Consider the following 20,173-nt stretch of genomic DNA (forward strand, 5'->3'; position numbering starts at 1 on the left):
AATAAATGACAGGATTTAACTATGGCATTCCAGGTCTGCTGTTTCCTGCAATTTCTTTATTGATGCTGGCTTATACAAATCGATTTTTTGGTCTTGCGACTCTTGTACGTCAACTTGTAGACAGATACAAGAAGCAACCAGACCCCAAAATACATGCACAAATTAATAATTTGAAAGTTCGAATTGCACTTATTCAGTACAGCCAAGCAATGGGTGTTTTGAGTTTATTGATGTGCACGTGCAGTATGTTCTCACTATTTATTGAGTGGCAATACACGGCAAGTATTTTGTTTGGATGTGCAATGATTTTCATGCTGGCTTCTTTAATCCTCGCTCTAAGAGAGATACATCTATCAGTAAGAGCATTGAACCTAGAAATTGATGAAGTTTTAGATTCTGAAAAAAATATTAATCGAAAGTGAATGTCTTAAAGGCGAGAGCATATTTCGAACACTGGGGATGCTTCTACATAAATACTATTTAACATAATATACATTATACGACATCAATCACTACTGGCATGAGCCTATTATTTTGATTGTTTTCACTTTAATTTGACCTACCTCACAGCAGGTCTTCATGTTTCAGCTTAGCGATCATCTAAGGTTGCAATGAAACCTTTAATCTCATCATTCCTATCTTTTACAATGTTTTTTTCTGCGCTAGCAACAATTGTTGGCCAAATTGAGCCACCCTCGTAATCGGAAGCTTTAAACCTTGACCATTCTTCGCAATATTGTTCCCATTTTTCTTGAGCCGAATTAAAGGAACTATACTTATTTGATTCAAGACGAGAATACAATTTCTTAATTAGCTCAGAAAGTTCATTTCGGCTTTCCTCAAGAGCCTTGTAGGCAGCGATATTCATGTCCACTTGAGTTAATGCCGCATCTGGATAAAGTAGATTGGAAATTAACTCATCCGTTGCTCTTAAGAACTGTACACAACTTTCAAAGCACCTAGAAACTTCATCGTATTTGATCTCATATGCACTTGCCAGCTCATGGCACACTATATGCCTAAGTTCAAAAGTTCTAGAAACGTCAGCAAAAATTTGGTCAGAATTAACGATCATTGGGGTGTTTGGTTTGCCTAAAACTTCGTGATCCCAACGATTTGTAACGCTACTAAGCTTTGTTAGAAACTTCTCTCCAATCAGACAAGTCAGTGTCGTATCAAGGTTCTCAATCCGGCTGAGCGGAATTACATGAGCAATAAGTTCTCCAAAAGTAATCGATTTACCATGCATTGCCTTAAAAATGGAAAAATCAAGTTTAACTGTCGATGCTAACCGTTCTGCATTTGAAAAGTAAGGTTCCCCATGATCAACAATATCTTTAATTACTAGTCGAAAATAACCTTCAACTGTTGCAATCAGAGCAACGGGGAAATAACGCGTAAGTTCATGATTATCAGGAGTATGGATGCTAAATGCTCTTTCGAGTTCAGATAGTCTTGAAGGTAGTTCTGCCATTGCTGAGCCAAACTGTCGACGATGTCTAACTTCTTTTATTTCTTGTATAAGATCACGCGTTTTTGACATATGTGAGTTAACCTCTTAATCTACAATGATTAATCTTTGATATTGCATTACGATTAAAAATAGCATTCCCAAATAATGACTATTCTTAATTTTGATCAATAGATTATTTGAAACTTTATCCTGATTATTTCCACGCTAGATTTGTAATCAATGATGGGATCAGGATTCATGCCCCTATTTTAGGCATCATTTAGCATAAATATAAACATTATGCGACATCAATCACTACTGGCATGAGCCTATCATTCTGATTATGTTGACTTTATTCTATTGTGTATTGGACCTTATTTAACTTCTTACCTTCAAGCTGCATCGGAAAAGATATCTTCAAGAAAGATATTTAGTCAAAAACCGTTCAACCTCACTGATCATATAAGCAACATCATTGGCATTATATTCATCAGACTTGCCATGAGCCGCACTATTTCTTATAGCAGCTAAAGCGGTGATTTGCTTTTGTTGAAGTACGTTATATACACCAGCTTTAACTAAATCCGCATTCATAATCTCTAGCTTAATTTTTACAGTATTAATGCCATTATCATTACAAAGTTGTCTAATCGTCGTCTCAAGTACGACACCCGCAATAACAGCTGCCGCAGATACATAGCTACTTTTCAAAAGCTCTTTTGCTTGCTCTAATTCATCATCAAATACTTCTGCCTGAACTAACTGCTTAAACGAAGTTATATAACCATTTTTTAGGTCATCATATGCAGCTTTGAGAATTGGCTGCACACGCTTAATAGTTTTTAATCTTGAATCCTGCATCCTTGGTTTAGTTTCAACAATAAACCACTCTAAATGAACAGATTTTTCTCCGCAGGCCAAAATAAGTAAATGTTTGGTTTTAATTATCCATTCTGAAAATAAAGCAATTCCTTCATCATTTAATGTTTCAGAGCCCTTATTTACCATTGATTGAATAGAATCAGCTTCGGTAATTAATTGCTCAAAACGTACTAAAAGTTTTTTACTCATTTTGTCAGCACCGCTTCAGATACAATGGACACATTATCATGATCAATTTCAATCCATCCTAAAAACTCATCAAATGTAATATTGCGTGGCACAGAGTAGGATTTTACGCCAATACATTCTTTTATTTTAAGTAAATCAAAATTAAATTTTGAAGTAGTTTGCATAATATGATGACTCACTACACTAGGTTTTTCGACTCTCAAAACCTGCGTTCTGTAAGTTTCTTTGGGAATTCTCGGGAGCCGTCAAGAGTGGGAAATTCAAAAGCGAAAATCATGAACACGGATGTACTTTGTTGCATACAACATGATTGCGATCAACCATCACCGCATTATGTGCCCTCGCCTTTGCTTTTTCTTCCTGCGATTGACCACAGCCAGAAATAAATACGGAAGACATAACTACACTTAATTAGACTAAACAACGGTTTAAGTGATACATTTTGACTATCTGAATTTTCAGATTCACACTATCACATAGTCGAATAAATATGTGTCACGCGCGACGCGCTGGTGGCCGCCAGCATCAGTCTAGCGCATCTTTAAGAGGACCGAACATCTGGACTGTTTCGGCTTGGGCATGACCTACGCCAACTGGTCAACACCATGGATGACCTGACAGGGCATCAAGCGGCAAATTTTGTACCATTATATTCACCCAGAGTAGAATTGCGGCAAGGTGGAATAAAATTGTTGACGGGTACTAGGAATAATAAATAGTGAGCACGCTCACTAACGATGAGAGGGAGTGTATGGGTGAGGCAAAACGCAGGGGTACAAAAGCGCAACGGATAGCCACCCTGCTAAATGAGAGCGGCGTAATTCCGATGACAGCCGAACGATACAACGCATATATAGCTTGGACACGCTCCCCGATCGCTGATGCTGTTGGCATTGAATTAGAGTTCTTTTCAGATACGGCTGAGACATTGATTGGCGTTCTAATAAAGGATCAATTTGATCGGGATTTTGGCTTTGTGATGCTTGGTCGAGACCTCAAGGGTCGATTCCGTTGTATCGACGTGAATTGCAGCATGACTAGAACGAACGCGCGACACGCTCTGTTCGCATCGTTTAGAAAGCATCTCTCACGTGGGGAAAAGGTCTTTTCCCAAGGCGATGAGAAGACTGACAAAGGAGGTGTTGACCTCTTCAACTCAAAGCTTCCCGTCAACCAACAGCACCAAGCTTTTAAAAGGCTATGTTCAGAGCCGCATTGGGTGCCAGCACGGGGGATCATGTCTGAAATGATGCGCCACTTTGTTGACGTTGACGGCAACTTCGTAGAGCAGTTTCAGACGACCGCATTCGACTCAAGAATTTGGGAGCTATATCTCTATGCTGCGCTACTGGAACTTGACCTCTTCGTGAACAAGGAACACGAGGCACCTGACTTCGAAGTTAGCGATGGGCAAAGCAAGGTATTCATCGAAGCCGTTATCGTCGGTCCATCTCCGAATGATCCCCCTCTTCATCCAACTGATAATGGCATGCCTAGAATGCGTAGCCCTGAAGAGATCAAGGAGCTATTGAAGACCCGTGCACCTATTCGATTCGGCAGCGCACTGTATTCCAAGCTCAACCGGAAAATCAAATATTGGGATTTACGGCACGTTAAAGGACATCCGCTGGTCTTTGCAGTCGCTGATTTTCACGAGAACCAGTCCATGACTTGGACTTCACCGGCGCTTCTTGAATACCTCTACGGTGTCACGCACGATTTCATATTTGACGACTCGGGTCAGTTAGTCATTACGCCACTAAAGATTGAAACACATGAGTACCGCGGTAAGACTATTCCATCTGGCTACTTCCTGCTACCGGGAGCGGAGAACATAAGTGCAGTGTTGTTCTCATCGTCTGGTACAATTTCAAAGTTCAATCGCATGGGGCTGCTTGCAGGCTTTGGCCTCCCAAACCAGAAAATCTTCCGATGTGGTGTAAAGCATCGCCACGATCCAAACGCTGCGCTGCCTGACCCCTTCTTACATGAAGTAAAGCAGGGGGTTGTGACTGAGACTTGGGCAGAAGGACTTTCGATGTTCCACAACCCAAATGCGAAACACAAGATTGATCCCGATATGTTTCCTGGTATTGCCCACCATTGGTTTGAGGACAGGAAAGTAAAGAGCTGGCTGCCTGAGTTTCACGTTTATAACTCATTCACCTGGAACGTGATTATTACCGATAAAGATGATCCAGACGAAGAGTTAGCGATATGATTTCCCTCATGGATTTCAGCGGTTGTGCCGCTTAGTCTACTCATTTGGATAGCGTGAATTCTCCCCTACCAATCCAGAATATCAGGATGCAACAACGGAGGAAGCTGGGTAATGAAAATAATGTCATGCCCAATGTGACGCTGAATTTGGAGCTTTTCCCGCATATTCTCATATTTAAGCCTTAGTTCATGTTCATGATTTTAAAATCTTTCTTTTTATGCATTGGAAGCATCTAGGCTTCGTCAACAAACACCACAGAGCCTTCAGGCGTGTCACGCCAATCCTCAGGAAAAGGAAAAATACCTGGTACATCAATACCTGCAGTGTTGGAGTACTGGAACAACCATGGTTATAGGTCTTGACAGCCTTAGAGATGAAGCATATGGAAATTTTTATCTTAAAGCATTGATTCATATTTAATATGAATCAATGCTTGGTTTGCGAGGTATAAAGCACAACTAGATAATTATACTTGCTATGAATGAAATTAGTACGATCAAGAAAGCAACTAGTCTGAGTTTAATATCTATTCCATTAATATTGGTAAGGAATATTATTTCTGCGCTTTGATTTCTAATAGTTGTTAATTTGCTGCAGTACCATAAAATAAAGTTGGCCGAGAAAATGTAAATACTACCAAAAAATGTTAACGCAAACAGTGTAAATAGCTGATTACTACTAATATTTTGCATTTTCATGAGCGCTGTTAATACTTGCCCAATTATTACACCCAATGATAGAGCGCCAACTGCAAGTGCATTGTCAAGAGTAAATTTTGTGAGTCCGGCCAGACGAACAGATCTCGGAAATAAGAAGAGTGCGGCAAAGAGCAGGAAACCAGCAGAGGCTGCAATGTTCCAGAGGTGGGGTCCGTTTGCCTCAGCAATAGCATTATCAAAATATTCCTTTGTAACTCCTACGCTTAGTTCATTGCTGAATAAGACAACAGGAATGGGGACAAGCGTAAAAAAAGAAATAAATTTTACGCCTCTTTTCCATATCCTAGGAGCCCATAGAGATCCAAAATCTATGTAATTCAATTGTTTTTTGAGATAGCTGTTAACTGTTGTCATAGCAAACACTCCATCAAGGGCAGATTGAACGAATATAGATCTTTTTTGATGAGTTTTTGATATGAAATTGTTTTATAATTGTTTGTTTTTATTTAATTTATCATGTATGGCTGTCTTTTGTATTTGATGATATTGATCTTTCAAGTGATAGTTGTGCCTGGAGATCATCTAATTAGGTGCGACAACACTCACATCATAATAAGCTTTATTGTCTTATTTCGATTGGAATAACTGTTGCCTGAAACGAAATGCTTGAAAACAACATTAGTAACACAAGAGTATAAGCAACACAGTTTTATTACTATTTAACACAAGTATTTGTCATATTTACTAATTATAAGACAACATTTAATAGAGATTACTTAGTTTACGCAATCAATCACTACTGGCATGAGCCTATTTGTTTGAATCAATTTGGGTTAATTTCATTGCCCTAGGCTTTCTTTCACTTCTAAAGACCTCATCGTTATTATCTACTACTATAGATTGCTTGCTTTACCTGATCATACTCATAACAGGTTATCTCAAATGGGTTGCCATCTGGATCAGTGAAATACATTGACCAACTCACATCGTGATCGACAAATTTTACTTGCTGTTCGAGCTCATCGCTTAGATGGACATGCCATCCAAGAAATTCTTGGGCTGAAGTATCGAATGCAATTGTTGAACTAATTTTTTTCTTTGTATTCTCAAACAACGCTAAATGGACAGAATTTGATTCATTGCCAATTGTCAGCGGTCCGCCATTAGTTGACCAAAAAACAAGGCTCTCAATTCTCTTTAAGCCCAGAACTCGTTCATACCATTTTTCTGATACGCTGCGATCAATTACAGCAATGTGTATATGATCAATTGATTTAAGATTCGGTATCATCATTACACACATAAATGAGGCTATTCTGTAGCACAGTACATGAGTATGCCTCCAATTAAAAATAGCACTCCCAAATAATGACTATTCGTAATTTTGATCAATATATTATTTGAAAATTTATCCTGACTATTTCCACACTAGATTTTCAATCAATGATGGAATTTTACGCTGAACTCTTTTCGTCGTTTTTCTTGATGCATTGATAAGATATGCTTTTTCTGCTGCGGCTAATATTGGTATATCATCCTCACTATCACTATAAGCAAAATCCCAATTAACCCCAAAACCATTTTCCATAAGGAAATTACATTTTTCTGAGTGCCGACAAAGCCTATCGCTAATCCAGCCACCCCATAAGGCGCGCACTGTAGAACCAATAACGGCAACTTCGTCTTTCCAGGGTTCAAACAATTTTTCTGCAAGTAATTTCGGTGCAGCAGTAACGATAATGACTTTATGACCGTTTTGAATATGCTCTTCAAGCACGGCAATACCGTCTTTAAACCAATAGGATTTGGTTAGCCCGGCATGAAATCTTTGGTTAAACTGCTCAATACTTTCCATCTTTTGAGATTCATTTAAGCCAACCGTCGCAATCCAAAGAAAAATAGATGCACCGAACTTACGTTTCTCTGGAAAATGCATGAGCATCAGACCTAACGGTGCACTGACTACCCCCATGGCAAAGCGATATGGCGAACCAAAGATCTGCTCACGTATCCACGTTTCGGTAGAATCAACCGCCAATAACGTTTTATCTAAATCAAAAACGACTATTTTAGACATTAAAATTTCACTAGTTATTTGATATCAGAAGCTTAAGAGTATAAAAAAGATATCTTACGGGATCAGTAATTAATTAACAGCATCAATGCCCCTATTTACTTGTAATTTAGTGCTAGGTTTAAACATTATACGACATCCATAATGATCATTTAATCACCTAAAAATAAACACGTTTAGCCTATAAATTATGGTAGCTTCTATTTCTAAATATCCAGATACTGCACATAAATCATTCGAAACGACAATGTAAGCCCGTCACTGTACTAGGAGCTATTACATGTATAAAAATCAAAAGTTTCTGCTATTGGGATTAAGTCTAGCGCTATCGGCTTTGTCATCTGCATCGCCATTTCATGAACAAACACGACTACTCGTAGGTGGCTATAACAATGCAATCGCAAGTTATGTGTTTAATCAAAGCAATGGTCAAATTGAACAAAGCACGATTGTTCGAACACCTGCCCATAATGCATCTTGGTTTACCGTTGACGCAGAGCGAAATCGATTGTTTGCCGTTGATGAGATTGGCTCAAAATCGACGAAACCTGTAGGAAAAGTCAGTGGCTTTAAGCTACTAGATCCAGCCAAGCCACTTGATAAAATCAATACTCAGCCGACATTAGGCGATGAGCCGACTTTTGTTGTGCATAGCCCAGATGGACATTATGTATTTGTAGCAAACTACGCCGTGAATCCAAATACAGGTGCAAGTCTTGTTGTTCTACCCATTGATCAAAATGGTCAATTAGGTGCAGTGACGCAACAACTCGTTCATCAGGCCAGTCATGTTAATCTTGAACGTCAGGCGTCATCGCATATACACCGCGTAACCTTAACACCTGATGGGCAATACGTTTTTATGATGGATTTAGGAGGTGATCGCGTTTATGCCTACCGTTATGATGCTAAATCCGATCCTAAACATCCGCTCACTCCGGCAAAAGTACCTTACACCGCCCTTCCCCCAGGCTCTGGCCCACGTCATTTGATCTTCTCTGCCGATGGTCATCATGCTTACCTTACACTTGAAATGGCTGGGAAGCTTGCCGTTTTTGATGTACTTGATGGCGAGCTCAAACAACGTGCAATCATATCTTTGACACCTAGTGACTTTAAAGGCAAGTTAGGAGCTGGTGCTTTGCATCTTTCAGCAGATGGACAATTTCTGTATGTGAGTGATCGCGGTAAAGATAATAAAATATTGGTTTATAGCGTGGATCCGACTACTGGTCTCCTCAGTCAAATACAACGCCGCTCTACGGAAGGTCAAGAACCCAGAGAGTTCGCTATATCTCCTGATGGGCACTACTTGTTGGTAACGAATCAATTTTCGAATGAGATTGTTACGTTTAAACGTGATCCCTCAAATGGAAAGCTGGGTGCATCAATCCAGAAAGTGAATGTCAAGGCACCTTCGATGCTTCAGTTTGTTCCTGAAAAATAGCAAGAAGTAAACGATAAAATCTTTTAGTAATCAATAGGTTTTATCGTTTCAAGCACGTACTAACCTTAAACTAGCGGTCCGGGATTTTTTAGATATTTATCTCGGATCGTGTGAGCGGACCAATACGACAATGCGGCAATAAGCCCTGTGGGGTTATAACCCAGTCCTTGAGGAAAAGCCGACGCACCCGGAACAAACACATTGTGTACATCCCAGCTTTGTAAATATCGATTCAGTGCACTGGTTTGACGATCAGTCCCCATAATGGCTCCGCCATTCATATGGGTGGTTTGATAGCTCACCGTATCAAAATGATCACCGACTTTCTTACCTGAGATGCTAATGGATTTAGGGTTCATGGCTTGGGCGATGCCTTGCATTTTTCCTACCATGAATTGATTCATCTTGATGTCGTTATCTTGCCAATCAAATGTCATGCGTAATAATGGTTGCCCATAAGCATCACGATACGTGGGATCAAGATCAAGGTAATTATCGCGATAAGATTGATGGGCACCATGACAATCCATGGAGATTGTATGAGCGTAATAGTCAGCAACACCTTTCTTCCATGCACTTCCCCATGCTGGAATTCCTGCGGGTAATGAGATTCCACTCACTGGCTTGACCCCAGCTTGGTTGACCCAAAAAGGCGAACCACCCACGAATCCTACTTGGCTATGGTCAAAGTTATCGGCATTAAAATCATCAATCGCTATGCCGTTTCCTCCTGCACCGATAAAGGGGTTGGCATGTACATCTTTATCAAAGTAAGCCTTAATGGTCGCCATATTCTGATAGGCAAAGTTCTTCCCGACCACACCTGTATTCGTAACTGGGTCATAAGGCTGACCTATACCCGAGAGCAGCATCATGCGGACATTATTGAATTGAAACATCGAGATAATGACAATATCTGCGGGTTGAAAAACCTCTTGGCCTTTGGGGTCGATATAAGTGACGCCCGTTGCAGTCTTTTTATCTTCGCTGAGATTCACCTTGAGCACATGACACTGAGGTCTTAACTCAAAGTTAGGCAATAGACGCAGCGCTGGGAGAATATTGACGTTAGGAGATGCTTTTGAGTAGTTATAACAGGCATAGCCGCTACAAAAACCGCAAAAGTTACAAGGACCCATTTGGCAACCATACGGATTGGTGTAGGGTCCAGATGTATTCGCGGAAGGCATGTTATAGGGGTGATAACCAAGACTTTCAGCGGCTTTCCCCCATAGCTGAGCGGAAACCGTATTTTTTTGCGCAGCAAGTGGAAACTCACTAGAACGATCTGGTGAGAAAAAGTTACCACCAAAGCTGCCCTCTATACGCTGATTTCCGACCACTTGTCCTTTGACTGACCATGCCGAACCTGATGTACCAAAGACTTTCTCAGCAAAATCAAAATACGGCTCTAGCTCTTCATAGGAAACTCCGAAGTCTTGAATGGTCATGCCATTTGGAATGATCTGAGCCCCATATTTTTCGGTATAGTGGCTTTTTAAGCGGAGCTCGATAGGATCGACACGAAAGTGTACTCCAGACCAATGCAAACCTGCACCGCCCACCCCCTCACCTGGTAAGAACGCACCCAAGACGCGATAAGGAGAGGCTGTATCAGTGATGGTATGGCGAATACTGACGGTTTCTCGAGATAAATTCAGGAAGAGTTTCTTGCGGACATTGTAAGTTAATTCATCAATGGAGGTTGGATACGCCCCATCGGTCGCAGTATCGCGCATTACGCCTCGTTCTAAGGCAACGACATTCAAACCGGCATCAGCCAGTTCTTTAGCCATGATGGCCCCAGCCCAACCGAAGCCGACGACGACAACATTTGTTTTTTTCAGACTAGCAACCATACTAACCTCGTTGTCCATTGATCGACACTGGGGGCAAAGGATAGGCTTCATTGCGATCAACCCAATCCATAAAGTCAGCTCGAGCTCCGGGAAATCCAATCAATGTCCAGCCTACAAGCCCTTTATTTCCCCCATGTACAGGATCAGAAAAGAAGCCTTCACGTGTGTTTTGTAATAAAAAGGAAAAAAACGTTTTGGAGGGAACATCATTGAATTGTGCATGCCCGGATTCAAAGTCTTTCAGCATTAGATCCTGTAGGTCAGCAGATAACTGATCGAATGATTTATGGTGGATTTGCTGGACATATTGGTTTGCTGCTTTAATGCCTAAACGATAGATATCACGAGGCACTAGGCGTAATTGATAGCCCAGTGTTGACGGTGCATCTGGCTGAAAAGGTGCTTGCATATACCACAGCGCTCCCCTTGCATATTCACTATTCATTTGCCGATCAATGAATTCTGGAACGCCTGCCTCTAAGGCACCATGGCCCAACTCATCGTGTGGGATTAACCGTGCGGTTGCGGCTTGTATAAAAGTCCATTCATTTTGAGTGAAAAATGTCGGTTTATATTCTTTAGCTGCAGATTGGCTGCTATCACTTTGCACACATTGCGGTAAAACTGCTGCGGTTATCGCAACGGCACCAAGCCCTTGAAACAGCTTGCGCCGTGAGAGTGATCGATCCTGTGGTTTATCCGCCATCATCTATACCTCTTACAAAGTTTATTGCTTTAAAGTTTTACGCACGCTATGGACTTGAGATGAATCAACACTGGATGCATGGTTACCAAAATTCTGTCTGATAAACGTCGCCAATTGAGCAACGTCATCATCTGACAGCCGTTGAGCAAATCCGGGCATAGACAAATCTGATGGCGCCGTATGGGTTTGCGGCAAGGTACTGCCCGTTAGAATTAAACGAATCATTGAAATTGGGTTGTCTGATAATACGGAAGGATTATTGGCAATACTCGGAAATACGCGAGCATATCCTTGACCATCACTACGATGACAGCCTGCACAGTTATCGACATATAACGCAGCACCATGGGTAGGGTTTTTTCCTGCATAGAGTGCTTTTGCCATTGCGTCATCCGCTGTGTAGGAGGCTTTACTCTCTTTACTCGGAGTCAATGTTTTTAAGTAAGCGGCAATTGCTTTTAGATCTGCATCGGACATGTTTTGCGTACTGTGAATGACGACATCATTCATAGGACTACCGATCACTGTGTGATGCTGGTTTCTGCCTGTTTTTAATGTGTCGACGATATCTTTTTCGGACCAACTTCCTAAACCTGTGGCTAAATCCGCACGGAGATTAGAGGTAAACCAGCCATCGATCACTTGTCCGCCGGCTAAATAATGCGCACCATTTGATCCGTAATCGGTTAAAGTTTTTTCTTGCATTGTCAGTAGTCTAGGGGTGTGACAACTGCCGCAGTGTCCGGATGCTTGAACCAGATATGCACCCCGCGCAATTTCTGGTGAGGGGTATTGTTTGGCATCAAACTTAACATCCACGCTTGGAGCGAATAGTTTGCGCCATATGTTTAGAGGCCAGCGTATTGATAATGGCCAAGGAATACCAGTTGCGCGGTTTTCAGCCTGAACAGGGCTAACTCCCTGCATAAAGTAGGCATACAAAGCCCGTACGTCTTCATCAGACAGACGCACATAGGATGGATATGGCATGGCGGGATATAGCGTTAAGCCATCAGGGCGGATCCCATGTCGAACAGCGCGATCAAAATCAGACAGCGTATAGTGTCCTATTCCTGTCTGTTTATCAGGGGTGATGTTGGTGCTGTAGATAGTGCCGATTGGTGAGGCCATACCTAGACCACCAGCAAACAGCTTGCCTTGGGGCGCTGTATGGCACGCTGTGCAATCACTGGCAACGGCAATGTATTGACCACGTGCGACGAGTGCCGAGTTAATTGGCTCAGTTGCTATAGGAGGTGTTTTGGTTGGCCAGAAGGCAAAAGCAAGCACGATAATAAATAATATTATCGCCAGAATAAACAAACCCAGCAGTGTTTTCTTCATCATCTAATCACTCTCATTGCTGGGCAGTGGATGTAATTAAAATCTCATTCTTTATAATTCATCAATTTGATTCAATGATCAATCTGTAAAAATCATTAAATGTAGAAGATTACAAATAACCCTAAGAGTAATTAAATATCAAGTCAATGATTATTTAAATTTGAAAGTTTTATTATTCGAGCTCAATATTAAAATGGCGTATGGAAATTTCGCTCTTCCTCACGCCTCTCCTGATCACAATAGTGCAAGAGCATGCGTTTTGTGTTTCAATATTACAGTGTCTAAGTCAAGTCTTAACATCATACAAGCAGCTAATTTCATTGATCTTGTATGCATTTTTGGCTAGTTTTAGCATATAATTAAGCGCATTTATAAGCAAATTTAACGTATTGACTCACCACGCGGGATCAATCTTACTTCGTTGAATCACTTTTCATCAGTAAAAATGATCGCCTCTCTTTAAATTTAAATCGTACTTTGGAAACTCCCGATATGTCAGTTGAACTTTATGGAATTGGTAATGCGCTTGTCGATCAAGAATACGCAATTCAGGATGACTTTTTGAGTTCAACGGGTTTAACCAAAGGTACCATGCAATTAGCCGAGAGTGATGCTCAGTATGCACTTATCAGCGCTTTGAACAATCACACTACAAGTGCTGGCCAAGTCAGTGGCGGTTCAGGCGCAAACTCCATTTATGCCTTCAGTGCATTAGGCGGCCAAGCCTTCTATGCTTGCCGTGTAGGAAATGATGATTTAGGTCAGTTTTATTTAAAAGATTTGGCTGCAGCGAATGTGCATGTCTCACCAATTTCTGAAGGTACTGGAACCACGGGCACTTGCTTGGTATTGATTACGCCAGATGGTGAACGCACCATGCATACCCATTTAGGCATCACGACCGACTTATCTATTGATCAAGTCGATTTAAAACCCCTAGAGAGTGCGCAGTATCTCTATATCGAAGGGTATCTGGCCACCAGTCAAACTGCCCGTGAAGCCGTTCGTCATGCCCGTGCTCAGGCACGTGCACAAAAAACAAAAATCGCAATCAGCTTATCAGACCCAGCGATGGTTCAATATGCGCGAGAAGGTTTAGTGGACTTAATTGACGATGGCGTAGATATTTTATTTTGCAATGAGTTAGAAGCTCAGATGTTTACTGGTGAATCTGCGCTTGAGCAAGCGCTATCTGCACTGCTTACGCACAGTAAATTAGTCGTGATTACTCGCGGTGCTGAAGGGGCACTGATTGGGTATGATGATGTCATTATCCCTGTCCCTCCCCAAGTTGCACCTCAAGTATTGGATACCAATGGTGCTGGCGATGCGTTTTCGGGCGCATTCTTGTTTGGCTTAAGCCGCGGCTTCACCCTGAGTGATTGCGGCTTTTTAGCAACGGCAATTTCATCGACTCTGGTGGGACAGTTTGGTGCACGTCTACGTCGTGAACAATATGCTGAGATTTTAGATAAGACCATCTCTAAAGCGTAATTTTAAGAAAAGTGATAGATCCATCAATGCGGGGTGTGCCGTGGAAATGATATGTAAAACTGAACAGGTCGATGAACGTGATGCCCGGAGCTTTGATACACCGAAAGGCGAAGTGATCGTCACTCAGCGGGATGGAATGTTTTATGCCTATTTGAACCATTGCCCGCATTTAGGGGTCAGTCTTGAGTTCCAAGAAAATCAATTTATGGATATGGATCGTGAGTTCCTCATCTGCGCAAATCATGGTGCACTATTTCAAGTTGAAGATGGACTGTGTGTGTTTGGCCCATGTAAAGGCCAAGCTTTGACCAAAATTGATATTGAAGTGCATTCTGATGGTGGTGTCTTTTTTAGAGCCTAACCTCATGTTTTCACCGACTGAGTTTTTGATGCCTAACAAAACAGTGTGTTTCATATAAATCACTCCAGCTTGTATGACAACAAGATGGTTTTCGAATAGCCATTTAAGCTACGATCAAGGTGTAAACAGCGGATTCGAATCGTGCTGTTACCAAAATCTATCGTGAGTTAAACGGATGGTCTGTTTAATATTTTTCTTATGCTCTTTATGATGAACGGCTTATTACTCCCCGATTCTTTATTTACAGTGCGTCAATCTTATGCCACATAGAAAGTTTTTTTCTTACCCATTTCGCGTTTATATAGAAGATACGGATGCAGGCGGCATTGTTTATCACGCTAATCATCTGAAATATATGGAGCGAACCCGTACCGAATGGCTACGGGCACAAGGGATAGATCATTATCTTTTTAGTGGTGAAAACAATGCATTAGACACAAGTCAACTCACAAATGATCAAGAAAGTTTACTGAAGTCATCTTTTTCTTTTGTGGTGCATCAGTTACAAATCACGTATCACCAACCTGCAATCATGGATGACCTGCTCATTGTAACCATTGAGGCAGTATCCTGTGGTGCAGCATCTTTTGTGCTTAAACAACGAATCGAACGTGATGACACCATTAATGGCGTGGTAAAGCGCGTTATTATTGCGACGGCTGCGGTGACCTTGGCGTGTTTGAATGGCAAATTAAAGCCTCGTCGCCTGCCCGATAATATTCGTGATCTGGTCCAGCTTGCATTACAAGATTAGATGACTCAAAGCTAAGAAGGTAAACGCCTTTAAAAGTTTTTTATATTGATTTATTGATGTTTTTATTTGCTTTATATGATTTTTTGAACCTTTTTTCTTATTTAGATAGTGATAACCAATGGCCGCTCCTACTCTTAGTTTTATTGATTTAGTCACTCATGCGAGTGTTATTGTTAAATTTGTGATGATTCTGCTTTTTGCAGCATCTGTTTATGGCTGGTATCTGATTGCTAAACTTGAACTTTTACACAGTAAAGTGACTAAAGAAGATCATCATTTCGAACAAGTTTTCTGGTCTGGTGCGGAGCTAAAAACCTTATTCCAAAAAGCGCAAGTGAATCCCAAAAAACAAGGCTATGAAGCTGTTTTTTATGAGGGTTTCTCTGAGTTCGTGAAGTTACGCCAAAAGGGTGTAAGCCGTGAAGAACGCTTAGCAGGCACTGAGCGTATGCTCCGTGTGTCACTAGCACGTCAGCAAACGCCACTCGAACAAGGTCTACCACTGCTTGCAAGTATTGGTTCTGTCGCGCCCTATATCGGTTTGTTTGGTACCGTTTGGGGGATTATGAATGCCTTTATGGGGCTATCCCAAGTTCAACAAGCGACTTTGGCGGCCGTTGCACCCGGTATTGCTGAGGCGCTGATTGCGACGGCGATCGGTCTATTTGCGGCAATCCCTGCGGTACTCGCTTTTAACCGTTATAGCGCAAAAAGTGAAGCTGTCTATCAACAGCGTGTTCTTTTTGCAGAAGAGCTGACTGGTTTATTGCAGCGTGAGGCAAGCTAAATGGCATTATCTGGCAGCCCATTTGCACGGGTAAAAAAACCGCTTAAAAGCGATATGAACGTCGTACCTTATATCGATGTTATGTTGGTATTGCTGGTGATCTTTATGGTCACAGCACCAATGATTACAGCGGGTTTGACTGTTGATTTACCAAAAGCGGTTAGTGATCCCTTGTCTGTATCTAAAGATCGTCCTGCAATAGTGACCGTTGAAGCCGATGGCAAACTCTCGGTTCGTTTTGGTGAAGAGAAAGATCAGACGGTGACTCAATCAGAGCTTAGCGATCAATTGGCTCAAGCCCAATTGAAAAACCCTAATCTTGCTGTATTGGTTCAAGGGGACAGAAAGGTGCCTTATGGGGATGTAGTCACGTTGATGGCAACGCTACAAGCCAGTGGTCTACCTCAAGTGGGTTTGATGACAGAGCAATTGTCACCGTCTAAACCTTAACGTGTCACCCAAGATTGCTTAGACTTAATTTATGTTGATAACTAAACTGTGAATTCAATTAACGTAACGCCTGAAAGACAACGACATGGGATGACGCAGGATAATAATTCTGCGACTGGTCCTCTAGTGTTTACTGTGTTGCTGCATATTGTTGTGCTTTCAGCATTCATTTGGTTTGGGCGAAATCTGGTGCCACTACCTGAGCCAAAGCATATCAAAGCAGTGATGGTATCAGCACCAGCAACCGATAGTAATGTACCGGTTACACCGGAGCAGACCTCTACTCCTACCCCATCTAACCCGACAGCGAAGGCAGCAGTAAAGCAGGAACAATTAAAAGCGCAACGCGAAGAAGCGAAAGCGGAAGCTGCGGAAACTGCTCGTGCAGAGAAACGGGCTATCGAAGTTGCAGCAGCAGCGGTAGCAGCTCAAAAAGCAGAAGCTTTAGCTGCCGAACACCGACAAAAGCAAATTGAACGTACTCAAGCTCAAGAAAAAGTTTTACAGGAAAAGCAAGCTGCAGCTAAGGCTGCAGCCAAACAAGCAGAGATTGAGCAAGCCTATGCGCTTAAGCAAGCTGAGCAAAAAGCTGAAAAACTTAAAGCAGAACGTTTGAATGCCTTGGCTCAACAAGAGGAAGCCAAGAAAGCTCAATTAAAGGCAGATGAAAAAGCGCGCGCTCATGCTGAAAAACTTGCTCAGCAAAAAGCCGATGCGGAATTGGCAAAGAAGCAAGCCGCAAAAGAAGCAGCTGAAAACGCCAAACTATTGAAAGAAAATGCGAATAAAGAAGCTAAAGCTGCACAGGAAAAAGCAGCCAAGCTTGAAAAAGCAAAAGCTGCAAAAGAACAGGCATTGAGTGACGCTAAAGAGGCCAAAGAAAAAGCGGCCAAAGAAGCGAAGGATAAAGCCAATGCTGCGAAGGCTTCCGCTGAAGCGAGACGTAAACTACTGACGCAGTCTTTAGGTGATGATGATGCTGAAGTGAGCAACCTCAAAGGTCAGGTTGCGGCGCAGGCCAAAGCTAATAGCATTGGTAAATATAAATCTCAGATTGAGTCGCGTATTAAAAATGCTTGGAAAGTTCCATCTGCAAGTTCGGGTCTTAAGGCAACTGCTCGGATTACATTGACACCTGATGGCTCTATAGCAAGTATCGTGATTACTTCTTCAAGTGGGAATGATGACTTTGATACCAGTATTAAAGCGCTACGCAGCCATGGCGGATTACCCGTTCCCGATGATTCAGATACGTTTAGACAAGTAAATCCATTGGTGATCACTTTTAGAGCACCTTAATGAGACAATTTCATATTTCATCAGATACATATGCCGGAGTAAGACCAATGCACAGTAAAATACTGTCGACAAAAAAAGGTGTTTTTGCAATCCTCATGTTTGGCTTGCTTCCTTTAAGTGCAAGCCATGCGGAGTTGCAACTTGAAATCGTGAAAGCACCAGATCAAGCACCACAGATTGCGATCGTGCCTTTTGAGTCGGATTCAACCTTGCAACCGATTATTCAGAGTGATTTGCAACGTTCAGGTAAATTTGCCAGCAGCGCTAACTTGCCAGCAGCACCGACCAAAAGTCAGGATATCGTCCCGGCTGTTTGGCAGAATGCTCAGATTCCTTATGTTGTCGTTGGGCAAGTCCATCCAGCGGGTGCAAATTTTAATGTGCAATACGAGCTGGTTGATATCCAAAAAGGGACTCGAATTCTCGGCGAAAATATCGTGGTTCCCGCAAATCGTATGCGTGAAGCAGCACATTTGATCGCAGATAAAATTTATCAAGCTTTAACTGGTATTAAAGGCGATTTCTCAGGCCGTATCGCTTACGTGCTCTTGGATAAAGCCAATGGAAAACGTACCTACACCCTTCAGGTAGCGGATACTGATGGTCAACAACCACGTACAGTATTGTCATCCCATGAGCCATTGCTATCACCGACATGGACGCCAGATGGCAAAAAAATTGCTTATGTTTCGTTCGAAACTGGGCGCCCAGCCATTTATTTACAGGATTTGGCTTCAGGTGGTCGTGAAGTCCTTGCACAATTTAAGGGTCTAAACGGTGCTCCGAGTTTTTCACCTGATGGGCAAAGTATGTTGTTTACCAGCTCAAAAGATGGCGAGCCTGATATTTATCAGATGAATCTTGCAACAAAACAACTACGTAGAATCACCAATGATAGTGCTATAGATACCGAAGCACGCTATGCACCTGATGGTAAAAGCTTTATTTTCACGTCTGATCGTGGCGGCACACCGCAAATTTATCGTTATAACTTAGAAGATGGGTCTTCTCGTCGTCTAACCTTCAAAGGGACGTTCAATGCGCGCGGTAGTATCAGTCGTGACGGACAAAGTATGGCATTGGTTCATCGCCAAAGTGGACAAAATTATCAAATTGCAATTCAAGACTTAAACTCTGGAATTATCAATATTTTGACTCAAACACCTTTGGATGAATCACCTAGCTTCTCTCCGAATGGTCAAATGGTTGTATATGCAACACGTGAAGGCGGCCGTGGTCTATTGTCGATTATCTCAACCGATGGTCGCTTTAGAATGCGTCTACCTAGCCAAAGTGGCGAGGTCCGTGAAGCCGCTTGGGCACCTTCAAACTAAAACTTTGGATGAAGATGTGATATTTAATCACATCTTCATCAAGTCAATTTAGTGTAGTAAGTAGTGACGTTTGCGTGAAATTGGTAAAGATTTAGTTTTTGATTTTATAGCGATAATTTTATATCTAGTGGTAAAAATGCAGTTCGTAATTTGAGTCTTGTTTTTTGAAATTGAAACGATCAGTTATTTAAGTCATTTATTGATGTAGAAAGATGCTCCCCCCCTATTTAAACGAAGGAAATTGATTATGAAAAACGTTCATATTTTAGCGGTATCTGCATTGCTTGCGACTTTGGCAATCACTGGCTGTACTTCCAAGCCAACCAAAACGACTGGTACACCGACTGCGACTGTTGGTGATGGCGCAAATACTTCTGGTCTCGGTAACGATGGTGGCTTAAATGGTCAAGCACTCAGCCCAGAAGAAGCAGCACGTCGCGCGCTCTTAGGTCGTGTTGTTCACTTCGAACTTGATAGCAGTGAAATTGCTCAAAATGATTTTGCCGTACTAAATGCCCATGCAAAATACCTTGCAAGCTCAAGTGCAGCACATGTCACATTGACAGGTCATACCGATGAACGTGGTACCCGTGAATACAACTTGGCACTGGGCGAACGTCGCGCTAAATCTGTACAAACCTACTTGGTGACTAACGGCGCACAACCAAGCCAAATCGAAGTGGTAAGCTATGGTAAAGAAAAACCAGTAAACGAAGGTCATAACGAAGCAGCATGGGCAGAAAACCGCCGTGTAGAAATTGGTTATGACAAACAAGATCCAAGCAAATAATTTGCTCTGAGATGTAAAAAGCCCAGATCGATAATCTGGGCTTTTTTATGTACATCTACAAAACTTTAAA

Annotated in this window: 20 protein-coding genes; 11 read left to right on the forward strand and 9 right to left on the reverse strand. The window is 41.9% G+C overall.

Annotated elements, in window-relative coordinates; all coding sequences use genetic code 11:
- The first annotated feature begins 5 nt into the window (after window positions 1-5).
- Window positions 6-422 carry a DUF2721 domain-containing protein gene (locus tag HYN46_RS07250; protein WP_114898752.1) on the forward strand — a complete coding sequence of 139 codons (417 nt, stop codon included), beginning with the start codon at window positions 6-8 and terminating at the stop codon, window positions 420-422.
- Window positions 423-589: 167 nt separating this feature from the next.
- Here the strand turns inward: HYN46_RS07250 and HYN46_RS07255 are convergent, their stop codons facing one another.
- From HYN46_RS07255 to HYN46_RS17235, 3 genes are all read right to left on the reverse strand, one after another.
- Window positions 590-1,543 carry a lysozyme inhibitor LprI family protein gene (locus tag HYN46_RS07255; protein ID WP_114898753.1) on the reverse strand — a complete coding sequence of 318 codons (954 nt, stop codon included), beginning with the start codon at window positions 1,541-1,543 and terminating at the stop codon, window positions 590-592.
- A 327-nt stretch (window positions 1,544-1,870) separates the two neighbouring features.
- A complete protein-coding gene (locus tag HYN46_RS07260; RefSeq protein ID WP_114898754.1) occupies window positions 1,871-2,524 on the reverse strand; it encodes a DUF4145 domain-containing protein in 654 nt (217 codons plus the stop codon).
- A complete protein-coding gene (locus HYN46_RS17235; RefSeq protein ID WP_162818112.1) occupies window positions 2,521-2,688 on the reverse strand; it encodes a hypothetical protein in 168 nt (55 codons plus the stop codon). The genes HYN46_RS07260 and HYN46_RS17235 overlap by 4 nt, the downstream gene beginning before the upstream one ends.
- Before the next feature lie 587 nt (window positions 2,689-3,275).
- On the opposite strand from HYN46_RS17235, the gene HYN46_RS07265 reads away from it, so the two are divergent.
- A complete protein-coding gene (locus HYN46_RS07265; RefSeq protein ID WP_210009444.1) occupies window positions 3,276-4,745 on the forward strand; it encodes a hypothetical protein in 1,470 nt (489 codons plus the stop codon).
- Window positions 4,746-5,203: 458 nt separating this feature from the next.
- On the opposite strand, the gene HYN46_RS07270 is transcribed toward HYN46_RS07265, so the two are convergent.
- The 3 genes from HYN46_RS07270 to HYN46_RS07280 form a co-directional block, all read right to left on the reverse strand.
- On the reverse strand, window positions 5,204-5,818 hold the full coding sequence (locus tag HYN46_RS07270; RefSeq protein ID WP_114898755.1) for a hypothetical protein: 615 nt from the start codon (window positions 5,816-5,818) through the stop codon (window positions 5,204-5,206).
- Window positions 5,819-6,287: 469 nt separating this feature from the next.
- Window positions 6,288-6,698: a VOC family protein gene (locus HYN46_RS07275; RefSeq protein ID WP_162818113.1), complete on the reverse strand. Its 411-nt coding sequence runs from the start codon at window positions 6,696-6,698 to the stop codon at window positions 6,288-6,290.
- Window positions 6,699-6,821: 123 nt separating this feature from the next.
- Complete coding sequence (locus HYN46_RS07280; protein ID WP_114898757.1) at window positions 6,822-7,481, reverse strand: haloacid dehalogenase-like hydrolase; 660 nt, start codon at window positions 7,479-7,481, stop codon at window positions 6,822-6,824.
- A 277-nt stretch (window positions 7,482-7,758) separates the two neighbouring features.
- Here HYN46_RS07280 and HYN46_RS07285 point away from each other — a divergent pair, with 277 nt between their 5' ends.
- A complete protein-coding gene (locus HYN46_RS07285) occupies window positions 7,759-8,925 on the forward strand; it encodes a lactonase family protein (RefSeq protein ID WP_114898758.1) in 1,167 nt (388 codons plus the stop codon).
- A 65-nt stretch (window positions 8,926-8,990) separates the two neighbouring features.
- Here the strand turns inward: HYN46_RS07285 and HYN46_RS07290 are convergent, their stop codons facing one another.
- The 3 genes from HYN46_RS07290 to HYN46_RS07300 are packed head-to-tail and all read right to left on the reverse strand — an operon-like array spanning window position 8,991 to window position 12,837.
- Window positions 8,991-10,784: a GMC family oxidoreductase gene (locus tag HYN46_RS07290; protein WP_114898759.1), complete on the reverse strand. Its 1,794-nt coding sequence runs from the start codon at window positions 10,782-10,784 to the stop codon at window positions 8,991-8,993.
- Window position 10,785: 1 nt separating this feature from the next.
- On the reverse strand, window positions 10,786-11,493 hold the full coding sequence (locus HYN46_RS07295; protein WP_114898760.1) for a gluconate 2-dehydrogenase subunit 3 family protein: 708 nt from the start codon (window positions 11,491-11,493) through the stop codon (window positions 10,786-10,788).
- A gap of 18 nt (window positions 11,494-11,511) precedes the next feature.
- On the reverse strand, window positions 11,512-12,837 hold the full coding sequence (locus HYN46_RS07300) for a cytochrome c (protein WP_114898761.1): 1,326 nt from the start codon (window positions 12,835-12,837) through the stop codon (window positions 11,512-11,514).
- Between the two features lie 489 nt (window positions 12,838-13,326).
- Between HYN46_RS07300 and HYN46_RS07305 the strand changes: the two genes are divergently transcribed.
- The 8 genes from HYN46_RS07305 to pal all read left to right on the forward strand — a co-directional run bounded on the left by HYN46_RS07305 (window position 13,327) and on the right by pal (window position 20,103).
- Entirely contained in the window at window positions 13,327-14,328 is a 1,002-nt protein-coding gene (locus tag HYN46_RS07305; protein ID WP_114898762.1) for an adenosine kinase, read from the forward strand.
- A 46-nt stretch (window positions 14,329-14,374) separates the two neighbouring features.
- On the forward strand, window positions 14,375-14,689 hold the full coding sequence (locus tag HYN46_RS07310) for a Rieske (2Fe-2S) protein (protein WP_407640795.1): 315 nt from the start codon (window positions 14,375-14,377) through the stop codon (window positions 14,687-14,689).
- Window positions 14,690-14,948: 259 nt separating this feature from the next.
- On the forward strand, window positions 14,949-15,443 hold the full coding sequence (locus HYN46_RS07315; RefSeq protein WP_114898764.1) for a hotdog domain-containing protein: 495 nt from the start codon (window positions 14,949-14,951) through the stop codon (window positions 15,441-15,443).
- 118 nt (window positions 15,444-15,561) lie between these two features.
- Window positions 15,562-16,230 (forward strand): protein TolQ, encoded by a 669-nt coding sequence (gene tolQ, locus HYN46_RS07320; RefSeq protein ID WP_114898765.1) that lies wholly within the window; start codon window positions 15,562-15,564, stop codon window positions 16,228-16,230.
- On the forward strand, window positions 16,231-16,680 hold the full coding sequence (tolR, locus tag HYN46_RS07325) for a protein TolR (RefSeq protein WP_114898766.1): 450 nt from the start codon (window positions 16,231-16,233) through the stop codon (window positions 16,678-16,680). It abuts the gene before it with no gap.
- Between the two features lie 90 nt (window positions 16,681-16,770).
- Window positions 16,771-17,979 carry a cell envelope integrity protein TolA gene (tolA, locus tag HYN46_RS07330; RefSeq protein ID WP_114898767.1) on the forward strand — a complete coding sequence of 403 codons (1,209 nt, stop codon included), beginning with the start codon at window positions 16,771-16,773 and terminating at the stop codon, window positions 17,977-17,979.
- 95 nt (window positions 17,980-18,074) lie between these two features.
- Complete coding sequence (gene tolB / locus HYN46_RS07335; RefSeq protein WP_407640796.1) at window positions 18,075-19,313, forward strand: Tol-Pal system beta propeller repeat protein TolB; 1,239 nt, start codon at window positions 18,075-18,077, stop codon at window positions 19,311-19,313.
- A 247-nt stretch (window positions 19,314-19,560) separates the two neighbouring features.
- A complete protein-coding gene (gene pal / locus HYN46_RS07340; RefSeq protein ID WP_114898769.1) occupies window positions 19,561-20,103 on the forward strand; it encodes a peptidoglycan-associated lipoprotein Pal in 543 nt (180 codons plus the stop codon).
- Window positions 20,104-20,173: the final 70 nt, after the last annotated feature.

It is taken from the genome of Aquirhabdus parva, from assembly GCF_003351745.1.
GTDB lineage: Bacteria > Pseudomonadota > Gammaproteobacteria > Pseudomonadales > Moraxellaceae > Aquirhabdus > Aquirhabdus parva.